This is a genomic window from Chromobacterium sp. FG89 (assembly GCF_057808735.1).
In genome coordinates this window covers 48,112-60,718 of the sequence record NZ_JBMDIQ010000019.1, presented here as the reverse complement: position 1 = coordinate 60,718, position 12,607 = coordinate 48,112, and the positions used below count along the sequence as shown (strand labels likewise).

Genomic DNA, 12,607 nt, shown 5'->3' with positions numbered 1-12,607 from the left:
GAGATGGAAGGCAGCCGCTGGCGCTCCTGGCGCATTCTGCTGACGCCGTATTATCTGAACCTGTACGCCCGGCAGGCGCATGTGCTGCGGGTGGCCGCGGCGTTTTTGGTGGGTTTGGCCTTGAACCTGCTGTTCGAGATACCGCATGGCAGCTGGATGCTGGTGACCATTCTGATCGTGCTGGGCAGCGTGCCGCACTGGGGCGGGGTAAGGCGCAAGGCCTTGCAGCGCATGGGCGGCTCTTTGCTGGGGGCGGCGGCCGGCCTGGTGGCCATGGCCTTGTACCGCCATTCGCCGCTGTCCTGCTATCTGTGGATGACGGCGCTGGTGATGCTCAGCGCCTGGTTCGCGCTGGGCAAGGGCGAGTATCTGGCGCTGCTGGTGGGGCTGACCATGGTGATTGTCGCCGGCCTGGGCAACGAGCCGGTGGAGGCCGCGCTGTGGCGCGGCTTCAATGTGCTGGCCGGTTCTCTGCTGGGCTTGGTGGCCGCGGGTCTGTTTCCTTTGCGGGCGATAGACAGCTGGCGTTTTTTGCTGGCGGACAATTTGCGCGAAGCGGCCACCCTGTACAGCAAGATCGCGCGGCGGCGCGAGGTGGACGCCGGCTTGGCGCTGGAGCGTTTCAACAGCCGCTTGATCCGGATGCGGGCCTTGGTGGCGGCGGCGGTGCAGGAGTCCGGCCTGCCCGCGGCGGGTTTCGACGCCATCCAGCGGCGTCAGCGCGCGCTGTGCAGCTTGCTGGACCGTATGGGCGAGGTGGCCCAGAACACGCCGGCCCTGAGCGACGGCGCCGAGCAGCGCCGCGCCATCGTGCGCACGCTGATGCGCGCCGCTCACGGCATGCGCTTCAATCAGCCGGCGATGTTGGCGGAGGTGCTGAGCGAGGCGGTCAGTCCGCTGGCGCTGGACAAGCCTTCGTATTGCCACTGGCTGACTGCGGAGTTCAATCTGGTCGCCGAGCATTTGCGCGAGGATTTGGCGCTGCTGCTGCCCAGCCTGATGCAGGTGCCGCCGCCCAGCCGCGGGGTGCTGCTGATGGTGTGGCACTGGCTGAGCAGCGCCAGCCAGGGGCGCAGCCGTTAGCAGTGGACATGAAAAAAGCCAGGGCTCGCCCTGGCTTTTTTTTGCGGCCCAAGTCCTTACAGGCCCTGGATGCGCACTTTCTGGCCCGGCTGCAGCCGGGTCAACTGGCGGGAATCGTTCCAGCGCTGGATGTCGTTGTGATTGACGCCGAAGCGGCGGGCGATGCTGAATAGGGTGTCGCCGCGCTGCACCACGTATTCCGCCGGCACGCTGCCGGTGGCGCGCTGGTTGATCTGCAGGCCGCTGACTTTCAGCAAGGCGTCTTGCTGAGCCTGGCTGGCGCGGCTGTCCGCCAGCAGGGTCACGCTCTTGTCCAGGGTTTTGTTGACGTTGAGCACCTGGCCGACCAGAACGGTGTTGGAGTCCAACTGATTGGCCGTTTTCAAATCGTCCAGACTAAGGTTGAAGCGACGGGCGACGCTGTACAGGGTGTCTCCCGCGGCCACGGTGTAATTGCCGTCGGCGTCGGCCGTGGCCGTTGTCGCGGCCGCCACGAGGACGGTTTTGGCCGGGGCCGGCGGGGCTTCCGGCGCTGCCGCCAGGGCGGGAGCGGGCTGGCCGGCGGCCGGCGGCGTCTGAACCTGAGCGACGGGGGTGGCTTGCGGGACGGCTTGGGCCGAGGCGACCATCACCGCCGGCGCGGCGCGCGGCGTTTCCGCCTGCGCCAACAGGGTGGCGCTGTCGCCGCTTTCCGGCAAGGCGGTGTCGGTGGCGTCCAGCGGACGGATGTCGCGCTGATCCTTGCTCATCGCCACCAGCACCGGCTGGCCGGCCTTGAGCGAGCTGCTGCTCAGATTGTTGGCGCTCATCAATTGGCCGGCGCTCATGCCGTGCTCGCTGGCGATCAGGCTGACGTTGGCGTCCGCGGGCGGAGTGTAGACTTCCCAAGTGAGCAGCGGCTTGTCCCACTTGGCCAGATTGGCTTGGAACTTGTCGGCCTTGGCCGCCGGGATCAGCATCTGGCGGCCGTTTTTGTGCGCGTATACCGGCAGGTTGAAGGCCGGGTTCAGTTCTTTGAATTCCCCGATGGACACGCCGGCCAGCTTGGCGGCGATGTCGATATTCATGTGCTTGCCGGTGGAAACCGCGACGAAATAAGGCTTGTTGGGGAATTTGTCCAGGCGCACCCCGAACTTGGCCGGATCGTTGAGGATGTTGCGCACCGCCAGCAACTTGGGCGCGTAGTTGCGCGTTTCGTTGGGCATGCGGATGTTTTCGTACGTCACTTCCTGACCGCTGGCCTGCAGCCGGGCGATGGCGCGGGAGACGTTGCCCTCGCCCCAGTTATAGGCGGCCAAGGCGATATTCCAGTCGCCAAACTGTCCGTACAGGTTTTCCAGGTAGTCCAGCGCGGCGCGGGTGGCTTCCATCACGTCGCGGCGGCCGTCGTACCACCAGGTCTGTTCCAGACCGTAGTGGCGGCCGGTGGCTGGCATGAATTGCCACAGGCCGGAGGCGCCGACATGGGATTTCGCGGTGGGAACGAAGGCGCTTTCCACCAGCGGCAGCAGCGCCAGTTCGGTGGGCATGCCGCGGCGCTCCACCTCGTTCATGATGTGAAACAGATATTTTCTACTGCGGTCCAGCGTGCGGCGGAAGTATTCCGGCTTGCTGGCATAAAAGCGTTCCTGGCGGCGCACGATGTCGGCGTTCACTTCCGGCAGTTGGAAGCCTTCGCGCGCGCGCTCCCAGACATTGTCGCCGTTGCGAAGCAGGCTGGAGTTCAGCAGCATCATGTCCAGGCCGGAGGCCAGGCCCTCGTCCACGCCGACGGATTGGCGAAACGCCCCGTCCGCGTGCGCGGCGGAGGCAAATAAAAAAGCAAATGACAGCGAAAGTGCCAACGGGGTGAAGCGATTCATTTGGCGGGCCCGGAATTCTGATTTCGGCTGATGCTAAACAGCCAACATAGGGGTGTCAACCAAAAAACCAAATAACTTCATGTGCTTTGCTGACATATAGGTCATGCAGACTGTCCTGCGCCAGTTATTTTTAACAGTGGCGCTCAGGATTCAGTTCCTTGTCATGGTTTGAGGGGCCGTTCGCGGTAGGCCGCGCGTAGGCGATACGGCCTTGAAAACCGTTTTGAAATACGAATGGACCGCGACGCGCCTTCCGTTTTTCCCGTCGTTTTCCCTGCCGTTTTCGCCGTGTTTCGCCTTGGCTCGCAAGATTGTGAACAAATCCCTCAGAAGCGATTTTTCCACTCGCGCAGCGCGGAAAAGACCTCGACAACATCATTAAGCGGCTGGCCGCTCCAGTGCGCGGCGGACTGGCGCACCGCCGGTTCATGCGCGCGCAGAAAGGGATTGCTGGCGCGTTCCAGGCTGATGGTGGAGGGCAGGGTGGGCAGGTTCTGCTCGCGCAGCTTCAGGTCTCGGCTCATGCGGATGGCCAGCACCGGGTTGCCCGGCTCCACCGTCAGCGCGAAGCGCAGATTGGCCAAGGTGTATTCATGGGCCGGATAGACCTTGGTGGCGTCCGGCAGCGCGGCCAGCTTGGCCAGCGAATCGTGCATTTGCCGCGGCGTGCCTTCGAACAGCCGGCCACAGCCGGCGCCGAACAGGGTGTCGCCGCAAAACAGCGCGTCGTCGATCACATAGGCCAGGTGGTTCAGCGTGTGGCCCGGAACTTCCAGCACCGCGGCCGCGCCGAAGGAGAGCTCGACGCGGGCGCCGTCCATCACCGGGCGGGAGACCGAGGCGATGTCGGCCGGGCCGTAGACGGCGGCGTCCGGCCAGCGCGCGGACAGCTCGGCCACGCCGCCGATGTGGTCGGCGTGGTGATGGGTGATCAGGATGGCTTCCAGTTGCAGTCCTTCCCGTTCCAGGAAGGCGGCCACCGGCGCGGCTTCGCCCGGGTCGACCACGACAGCGCGGCCGCTGTGATGCAAAACCCAGATATAATTGTCACTGAAGGCCCCTACCGGGCTGACGGTGTATTTGGCTGGCATAAGGCTTCTCTCGATGAAGAATTCGTTTAGCGACTGGCTGAGCTCCAGCGAATTGGGCTGTTATCTGCTGGAGCGCGAGCAGGCTTATTTCGACCGCGCCGTCGCCGACGTGTTCGGCTTTCATGCGGTGCAGCTGGGTTTGCCGGAAGTCGATTTCCTGCGCGCCAACCGCATTCCCTGGCAGTGCCGCGTTTCGGACTCCGGACCGGCGCAGATTCTGTGCGCTCCGGAGCAACTGCCGTTCGAAAGCCGCAGCCTGGACCTGCTGGTGATGCCGCATGTGCTGGATTTTACCACCGTGCCGCATCAGGTACTGCGCGAAGCCGAGCGCGTGCTGATGCCGGAGGGCCGCCTGATCCTCACCGGCTTCAATCCGGTGTCGCTGTGGGGCGTGCGCCGACTGGTCCAAGGGCGCGAGAACGCGCCGTGGAGCGGCAACTTCCTGTCGCTGGTGCGCATCAAGGACTGGCTGACCCTGCTGGAGCTGGAGCCCGCGAGCGGAGGCTTCATGGGCTACGCGCCGCCGTTCTCCCGCTGCGACTGGGTGCAGCGTTTCCGCTTCATGGAGCGGGCCGGGGACCGCTGGTGGCCGTTGGCCGCCGGCGTGTACGGCATCGAGGCGATCAAGCGCCAGCGCGGGATGCGCTTGATCCTGCCCAATTGGAAGCAGGGCAAGGCCAAGGCCGGCCTGGCGGTGGCCGCCGGCAACGAGCGCCATCACAGCCACCGGGAACCATGAAACAACACAGCAAGCGGGGCGCGAGCCCCGGCAATGACGAGACAGCATGACGACTGAAGACAAGGTAGAGATGTATACCGACGGCGCCTGCAAGGGCAATCCGGGACCGGGCGGCTGGGGCGCTTTGCTGCGCTTCAAGGGCAAGGAAAAGGAAGTGTGCGGCGGCGAGGCCAACACCACCAATAACCGCATGGAGTTGCTGGCGGTGATCAAGGGCCTGGCCACCTTGAACCGGCCGTGTCAGGTGGTGGTGTACACCGACTCCCAATACGTGCAAAAAGGCATTTCCGAATGGATCCACGGCTGGAAGGCGCGCGGCTGGAAGACCGCGGCCAAGGAGCCGGTGAAGAACGCCGATCTGTGGCAGCAACTGGACGCCGAACGCAACCGCCATCTGCATGTGGAGTGGCGCTGGGTCAAAGGCCACGCCGGCCATGAGTTCAACGAAAGGGCCGATCAGCTGGCCAACCGCGGCGTAGAGCTGGCCTGAGCCGGCCGCGCCCGCCCTTCTTCTGGAGTCAGAGCGACGCCGCCGCCGGCGGCCGTCGCCAGGATAGCGCATGAGACAAATCATTCTCGATACCGAAACCACCGGTCTCGAACACGCCCAAGGCCATCGCATCATCGAATTCGCCGGCCTGGAAATGATCAACCGCAAGCTGACCGGCAAGCATCTGCATCTTTACATCCACCCGGAGCGAGACATCGATCCGGACGCCCAGCGCGTGCACGGCATCTCGCTGGAGTTCCTGGAAGGCAAGCCCAAGTTCCGCGAGGTGGCCGAGGAAATGGCCGACTTCCTGCGCGACGCGGAACTGATCATCCACAATGCGCCGTTTGACGTCGGCTTCCTCAACGCCGAATTCGAAAGAGTGGGCCTGCCGTCGATCAAGAACCTGTGCGCCAATGTGATTGACACCCTGCGCGAGGCGCGCGACCAGTTCCCCGGCAAGCGCAACAGCCTGGACGCCTTGTGCGACCGCTTCGAGATCGACCGCTCCAACCGCACCTTGCACGGCGCGCTGGTGGACTGCGAGCTGCTGTCCGAAGTCTATCTGTGGATGACCCGCGGCCAGGAAAGTCTGGTGATGGACATCGACGTCGATCTGCCCGGCGGCCAGCACGGCGCGATGGATTTCGAGCGCAAGCCGCTGATCGTCAAGCGCGCCAACGAGCGGGAGCTGGCCGATCATCAAAGTTATTTGAACGATCTGGACAAGTCGGTGAAGGGCAGCTGCCTGTGGCGCAGCCTGGAGACGCCGGCCGGAGAGGGCGCGTGAGCCGCTATCTGGCCTTGGTGCCGGCCGCCGGCCACGGCAGCCGCTTCGGCGCGCCCAGCCCCAAGCAATACCTGCAATTGAACGGCAGGCCGCTGATGTGGCACACCCTGCAGGCGCTGGCCGCGGTGCCCGCCGTGGAGACGGTGGCGGTGGTGATCTCTCCTTGCGACGAGTGGTTCGACGATTTCGACTGGGACATCCCCAAGCTGCAAGTGTTGCGCGCGGGCGGCGTCAGCCGCGCCGAGAGCGTGCGCAACGGCCTGGAGGCGCTGGACTGCGCCGACGACGACTGGGTGCTGGTGCACGACGCCGCGCGCTGCTGTCTGACCGCGGACGCGGTGGAGCGGCTGCTGGCCGAGGTGGGCGACGATCCGGTGGGCGGCCTGCTGGCCCTGCCGGTGCCGGACACCGTCAAGCGCGCCGACGCCGAACAGCGCGTGGCGGTCACCGTTTCCCGCGCCGGCCTGTGGCTGGCGCAAACTCCGCAGATGTTCCGCCGCGGCAAATTGCGGGAAGCGCTGCAAGGCGGGGATCTGGCGGATGTGACCGACGAAGCCTCCGCCATTGAGCGCTGCGGCGGCAAACCGCGGCTGGTGGAGGGCGACGCCCAGAATTTCAAAGTGACTTATCCGCGCGATCTGGCTTTGGCGCGCGCGGTGCTGGCGGCAAGAAAGGATTGATATGTTTCGAGTTGGACAGGGCTACGACGTGCATCAGATGGTGGCCGGCCGGCCGTTGATCCTGGGCGGCGTGCGTATTCCGCACGATAAGGGCCTATTGGGCCACTCCGACGCCGACGCCTTGCTGCACGCGATTACCGACGCCTTGCTGGGCGCGGCGGCGCTGGGCGACATCGGCCGCCATTTTCCGGACACCGATCCCGAATTCAAAGGCGCGGACAGCCGCGCGCTGCTGCGCGAAGCGGCCAAGCGCGTGCGCGCCGCCGGCTGGCGCCCGGTGAACGTGGACAGCACGCTGATCGCGCAGCAGCCCAAGCTGGCTCCGTACATCGACGCGATGCGCGCGGCCATCGCCGAAGACCTGGGCCTGGAGATCGGCGCGGTCAACGTCAAGGGCAAGACCAATGAAAAGCTCGGCTATCTGGGCCGCTGCGAGGCGATAGAGGCGCAAGCCGCCTGCCTGCTGATGCCCGTGTAAAACCGCGCCGAGATTCGCCGTTCGAGATTGATGACAGGTGTCCGGCGGCCCGCCCCGTGCCATAATCCGCCCGGCGCAATACCATCCCAACACAGGAGGCATTACCATGTTGACTCAGGACCAACTGAAGCTTGCCGTGGCCAAGAAGGCCATCGAATTCGTGCCGGACGACAGCATCGTCGGCGTCGGCACCGGCAGCACCGTCAATCTGTTCATTGAAGAGCTGGCCGCCATCAAGGGCCGCATCCGCGGCGCGGTGTCCAGCTCGGACGCCTCCACCGCCCGCCTCAAGGCTCACCACATCCCGGTGTTCGACCTGAACGAAGTGGACGCGCTGCCGGTGTACATCGACGGCGCCGATGAAATCAACCACCACCTGCACATGATCAAGGGCGGCGGCGCCGCGCTGACCCGCGAGAAAATCGTCGCCAGCGTGGCCGATCAATTCATCTGCATCGCCGACGAAAGCAAATACGTCGCCATGCTGGGCGGCTTCCCGCTGCCCATCGAGGTCATTCCGATGGCGCGCAGCTATGTGGCGCGCGAACTGGTCAAGTTGGGGGGGCACCCGGAACTGCGCCAGGGCGTGAGCACCGACAACGGCAACGTGATCCTGGACGTGCACGGCTTGAAGATCCAGAAGCCGGTGGAACTGGAGGAGATCATCAACCATCTGGCCGGCGTGGTCACCTGCGGCCTGTTCGCGCGCCGTCGCGCCGACGTGCTGGTGTTGGGGCGGCAGAACGGCGTGGAAGAAATCCGTTAAGGGCCGTCCGCCTTCGAGCAGGCCGCCCGCAGGCGGGCAGATGAATTGTCACATCGGCGTCATCTGCCCGCATTAACATAGCGTTTTTTGACTGGTTTTGGTTTGGGGCAGACATGGCAGAGCATATTTCCAAACAGTTCGATATGGAGCTGGAAACCATCCGCACCCGCGTCCTGCAGATGGGCGGACTGGTGGAGCAGCAGATTTTGTCCGCGGTGGAAGCCCTGCTGGCCGGCGATATTGACAAGCTGGACAAGGTGATCGCCGAGGATGCGCTGGTCAATGCGATGGAAGTCACCATCGACGACGACTGCTTGCACATCATCGCCCGCCGCCAGCCGGCGGCCAGCGACTTGCGCATCGTGTTCACCGTGATCAAGGTGATCACCGATCTGGAGCGCATCGGCGACGAAGCCAAGAAGATCGCGCGCATGGGCAAGACCATCTACCAGTCCGAACGCTATCAGGTGCCGCGCTTCCGCGAGATCGAGAAAATGGCGGACGCGGCGCTGGGCATGCTGCGCCGCGCGCTGGACGCCTTCGCCCGCCTGGACACCAGCGCCGCGCTGGAACTGGCCGAAGCCGACCAGGAGCTGGACGAAGACTTCGCCGCCGAACTGCGCCAGCTGATCACCTTCATGATGGAAGACCCGCGCACCATCAGCATGTCCATCGACACCTTGTTCATCTCCAAGGCGATAGAGCGCATCGGCGATCACGCCACCAATATTTCCGAATACGTGGTTTACCTGGTCAAGGGCAAGGACATCCGCCACACCACGCTGGAAACCAAGAAGCGCGAAACCCTGGGCTGAGCCGGCCCGCGCCGGCCACGGCGACTTGACATGACGGTTTGCCTAAAATGGCGGTAACATTCGGTGTTACCGCCATTGTTGCGTCCGGCGTCCGTGCCAGTCCCCCGGCGATCCAACCTGATGATGAATCCCCCCGTTTCCGCCGGCGCTGCCGCGCGGGCGCGGGCCTTGATAAAGAGAGAAGGGGTGTCTTTGACACTGACCACGCCCCCAAACAACGTGCTCGCCACCATCGATATGGGCTCCAACAGCTTCCGCCTGCAAGTGTCGCGGGTGGTGGACGACCAGCTGTACGCGCTGGACGTGATGAAGGAGACCGTGCGCCTGGGCGCGGGCCTGACCGCCGACAAACAACTGGACCAGGAAACCCAGGACAAGGCCCTGGCCTGTCTTGCCCGCTTTGGCGAGCGCCTGCGCGGCTTCACCCCGGCGCAAGTGCGCGCGGTGGGCACCAACACCCTGCGCGTGGCCAAGAACGCGGCGGACTTCATCGCCAAGGCCGAGCCCTTGCTGGGTTTTCCCATCGAGGTGATCGCCGGCCGCGAAGAGGCGCGGCTGATCTATCTGGGCGCCGCCCATTCGCTGCCGGACACCAAGGAGCGGCGCATGGTGGTGGACATTGGCGGCGGCTCCACCGAGTTCATCATCGGCAGCCATTACAAAGCCCTGGTCACCGAAAGCCTGCCCTTGGGCTGCGTCAGCTACACATTGCGCTATTTCGGCGACGGCAAGCTGACCCAGGCCAATTTTCGGGACGCCATCCTGGCTGCGCGCAACGAGATTCAGCGCATCGCCCACCAATACCAGCGCGAAGAATGGCAGCTGGCGGTGGGCACCTCCGGCACCGCGCGTTCCCTGCGCGACGTGCTGGAAATCAACGACTGGAGCACGGCCGACATCACCTTGTCCGGCATGGAAAAGCTCAAGGCGCTGCTGATCCGCCAGGGCGGCATCGCCGCCATCGACGTCAACGGCCTCAAGGCCGACCGCGCGCCGGTGCTGGCCGGCGGCCTCGCCATCATGATCGCGGTGTTCCAGGAACTGGCCATCGACAAGATGACGGTGGCCGAAGGCGCTTTGCGCGACGGCGTGCTATACGATCTATTGGGCCGTCAGCGTGAAAAGGACATGCGCGATACCACCGTCACCCAGTTCAAGCGCCGCTACCATGTGGACACCGCCCAGGCCGAGCGCGTCACCGCGCTGGCCGAGCGCCTGTACCGGATGGTGGCCGGCGAGGACGTGGACCAGGCCATGCTCAAGCGCCTGCTGTGGGCGGCCAAGCTGCACGAGATCGGGCTGACCATCTCGCACACCGCCTATCACAAGCACTCTTCCTACATCCTGCAGCACGCCGACATGCCCGGCTTCTCCAAGCGCGAACAGGCCACGCTGGCCGCCATCGTGCTGGGCCACCGCGGCGACATGGGCAAGATGCGGCAATACATGGAAGACTCCAGCCTGTGGCAGGCGGTGGTGTCGCTGCGGCTGGCGGTCTTGTTCCACCGCAGCCGCAACAGCATCGCGCTGCCGGAAATGCTGGACCTGCGCCAGCACGCCACCGGCTTCGCGCTGACGCTGAACAAGGTCTGGCTGAAGGGCAGCCCGCTGACGGCGAGCGGCTTCAAGCAGGAGATCGGCCAGTGGAAGAACGTCGGCTTCGTGCTCGACATCGTGCAAGTGTGATCCGCCCATGCGCCACGCCACGCTGAAAAAACGCATTCCCACGCTGGGCGAGGCGCCCGGCACCCTGCTGTCGGTGGGCGAGGCGAAATTGCCGGAAGCCTCGATCTCGCTGTTCGAATACGGCCCGGAGCAATTGCAGGAAACCGTGTTCCAGACCGTGGCCGAGGGCCTGGCCCACCAGCCCGGCGGCGGCGTCTTGTGGCTCAACGTCTACGGCCTGCACCAGCCCGAGGTGATGCGCGCCATCGGCCAGCGCTTCGGCCTGCATTCCCTGGTGCTGGAAGACATCATGAACGCGCGCCAGCGGCCCAAGGTGGAGGACTACGGCGATTATTTGTTCGTCGCCAGCCGGGTGTTCGACTACCACCAGCACAGTGAAAACGGCGCCGGGCGCTTGTTGTCCGATCAGATCTATCTGGTCATCGGCCGCCGTTTCGTGCTGAGCTTTCAGGAGCGGCCCACCGGCGTGTTCGAGGAGGTGCGGGAACGGCTGCGCCGCGGACGCGGCCTGCTGCGCCACAAGGACGCCGACTACCTGGGCTATTCCTTGCTGGACGCGATGATAGACGACTACTTCGGCGTGCTCACCGAGTTCAACGAAAAAGTGGAGCGCATGGACACCATGCTGCTGCGCGGACGCGATCAGGGCGTTTTGCTGCAGATCCAGCGGCTGAAGCGGGATTGCCTGAAGCTGCGCCGCGCGTTGATGCCGATGCGGGAAATGCTGATTTCGCTGAACCGCGGCGAGCATGGCTTTTTCAAGCCGGAGACCTTGGTCTATCTGCGCGACGCTTACGATCACACCATGCATGTGATCGAATCGCTGGAGATGTCGCGCGAGATGGTGGGCGACATGCTGGACCTCTACCTGTCCACCCAGTCCCATCGGCTCAACCTGCAAATGCGGGTGCTCACCGTCTTGACCATGATCTTCATGCCGCTGACGCTGATCGCCGGCATCTACGGCATGAACTTCGAATACATGCCGGAGCTGAAATGGCATTACGGCTATCACCTGGTGCTGGTGGCGATGCTGGGCATCGCCGGCGGGCTGGGGTGGTTGTTCTGGAAGCGGCGCTGGCTCTGAGAAGCGGTCCCGCCTAGGCCGGACCAGCCCAGCGTGTTCCCTGAGAAACGGCAGACGCCTGTACGGCGGCTGCCGTTTTTTTCCGCCCGCGCGTTGAGCGCTTGAAAAGCGCGGCGAGTCCTCTTTCGGCCCAGCTTGCCTTGGGCTTTTCTCCTTCCCCTGAGGGGTATTTATTTTTATATGGAGTTTCCCAATAAAAATCCATTAATTTTGCATATTAATATTATGCGATTTTAAGATGATTACCTCATGGTTAGCATTTCATATAACCATATGACAATAAAATAGGATAAATCCTATATTTCATAAGTATTTGAAAACCTAAAATCCTCTTCAGATTGTTTGACAGTCTTGGCATTGGCGTGTTTTCGCCATTCGAACGTCGCAGGCTTTGGTCTGCGGCTTTTTCAATCTGAGGGAGGTTTTGCATGAAATTGTTAAACAGCAAGCAAGGGAAATTCGTTGTGGCGGCGCTGGCCGCCTTTGTCGTCAGTCCGGTCTTTGCCGATACCCTTTCCGGCCAGATCGACTTTACCGGCCGAGTGATTTCCGATTCTTGCCGGCTCAGCTCGCCCAATGGCGACGCCAACAGCATCAAGGTGGACATGGGCACGGTGTCGGTGGAGGACATCGGCACGCTGGCCAATCCCAAGTTCACCGGCGCCGGCAGCCGGCAGGTGAACTTCAACATCATTTGCAAAACCGCCAGCAAAGTGACGATGAAGCTGGCCGGCGCGGCGCCGGAAGTGATGAGCGGCAACAACATCCTGCGCGTCAACAACGGCACCTCGTCTCCGGGCTTTGCCCGGGGCGTCGGCATCGCGGTGTTCGACAGCGCCGCGGTGGCCAACCCCTCCGCCTACAACCTGACCAGCGGCGTTCTCTTGCAAGAGGACCAGCCGGGTCAGCCCGATGATATCCGTCGCGTCAGTTTCGCCGCCGCCTATGTCGGCTCCGGCGGGGCCATGTCGCCCGGCATCGCCAACGCCAGCCTGCCGTTTACCCTGACTTACGACTAAAGCGCCGGCGCGGCGTCGTCA

General features: G+C 63.8%; 13 protein-coding genes. 11 read left to right on the top strand and 2 right to left on the bottom strand.

The annotated features are described in order from the left end of the window. Positions 1–3 precede the first annotated feature (3 nt). The gene (locus ACODRW_RS17850) at positions 4–1,083 is read left to right on the top strand and encodes an FUSC family protein (protein ID WP_107798429.1); all 1,080 of its coding nucleotides are present in this window, start codon (positions 4–6) and stop codon (positions 1,081–1,083) included. A 56-nt stretch (positions 1,084–1,139) separates the two neighbouring features. Here ACODRW_RS17850 and ACODRW_RS17845 read toward each other — a convergent pair whose 3' ends face one another. Both ACODRW_RS17845 and gloB read right to left on the bottom strand, forming a co-directional pair. Further along, positions 1,140–2,945, bottom strand: coding sequence for a LysM peptidoglycan-binding domain-containing protein (locus ACODRW_RS17845; RefSeq protein WP_488906335.1), 1,806 nt, complete (start codon positions 2,943–2,945; stop codon positions 1,140–1,142). 326 nt (positions 2,946–3,271) lie between these two features. After that, complete coding sequence (gene gloB / locus ACODRW_RS17840) at positions 3,272–4,036, bottom strand: hydroxyacylglutathione hydrolase (RefSeq protein WP_235087211.1); 765 nt, start codon at positions 4,034–4,036, stop codon at positions 3,272–3,274. Positions 4,037–4,049: 13 nt separating this feature from the next. On the opposite strand from gloB, the gene ACODRW_RS17835 reads away from it, so the two are divergent. The 10 genes from ACODRW_RS17835 (at position 4,050) to ACODRW_RS17790 (ending at position 12,586) form a co-directional block, all read left to right on the top strand. Further along, positions 4,050–4,775: a class I SAM-dependent methyltransferase gene (locus ACODRW_RS17835; protein WP_107798432.1), complete on the top strand. Its 726-nt coding sequence runs from the start codon at positions 4,050–4,052 to the stop codon at positions 4,773–4,775. 46 nt (positions 4,776–4,821) lie between these two features. Continuing rightward, positions 4,822–5,265, top strand: coding sequence for a ribonuclease HI (gene rnhA / locus ACODRW_RS17830; RefSeq protein WP_081550245.1), 444 nt, complete (start codon positions 4,822–4,824; stop codon positions 5,263–5,265). A 70-nt stretch (positions 5,266–5,335) separates the two neighbouring features. Next, entirely contained in the window at positions 5,336–6,055 is a 720-nt protein-coding gene (gene dnaQ / locus ACODRW_RS17825; RefSeq protein ID WP_227104610.1) for a DNA polymerase III subunit epsilon, read from the top strand. Continuing rightward, on the top strand, positions 6,052–6,735 hold the full coding sequence (ispD, locus tag ACODRW_RS17820; protein WP_107798434.1) for a 2-C-methyl-D-erythritol 4-phosphate cytidylyltransferase: 684 nt from the start codon (positions 6,052–6,054) through the stop codon (positions 6,733–6,735). The genes dnaQ and ispD overlap by 4 nt, the downstream gene beginning before the upstream one ends. 1 nt (position 6,736) lies before the next feature. Then, positions 6,737–7,213: a 2-C-methyl-D-erythritol 2,4-cyclodiphosphate synthase gene (gene ispF / locus ACODRW_RS17815; RefSeq protein WP_107798435.1), complete on the top strand. Its 477-nt coding sequence runs from the start codon at positions 6,737–6,739 to the stop codon at positions 7,211–7,213. 106 nt (positions 7,214–7,319) lie between these two features. Then, positions 7,320–7,979: a ribose-5-phosphate isomerase RpiA gene (gene rpiA / locus ACODRW_RS17810; protein ID WP_235087213.1), complete on the top strand. Its 660-nt coding sequence runs from the start codon at positions 7,320–7,322 to the stop codon at positions 7,977–7,979. A gap of 113 nt (positions 7,980–8,092) precedes the next feature. Then, complete coding sequence (phoU, locus tag ACODRW_RS17805; RefSeq protein WP_107798437.1) at positions 8,093–8,794, top strand: phosphate signaling complex protein PhoU; 702 nt, start codon at positions 8,093–8,095, stop codon at positions 8,792–8,794. Positions 8,795–8,992: 198 nt separating this feature from the next. Then, positions 8,993–10,480: an exopolyphosphatase gene (gene ppx, locus ACODRW_RS17800; protein WP_449727711.1), complete on the top strand. Its 1,488-nt coding sequence runs from the start codon at positions 8,993–8,995 to the stop codon at positions 10,478–10,480. 7 nt (positions 10,481–10,487) lie between these two features. After that, entirely contained in the window at positions 10,488–11,567 is a 1,080-nt protein-coding gene (gene corA, locus ACODRW_RS17795; RefSeq protein WP_048412489.1) for a magnesium/cobalt transporter CorA, read from the top strand. A 428-nt stretch (positions 11,568–11,995) separates the two neighbouring features. Further along, positions 11,996–12,586, top strand: coding sequence for a fimbrial protein (locus ACODRW_RS17790; RefSeq protein WP_488906334.1), 591 nt, complete (start codon positions 11,996–11,998; stop codon positions 12,584–12,586). Positions 12,587–12,607 lie beyond the last annotated feature (21 nt).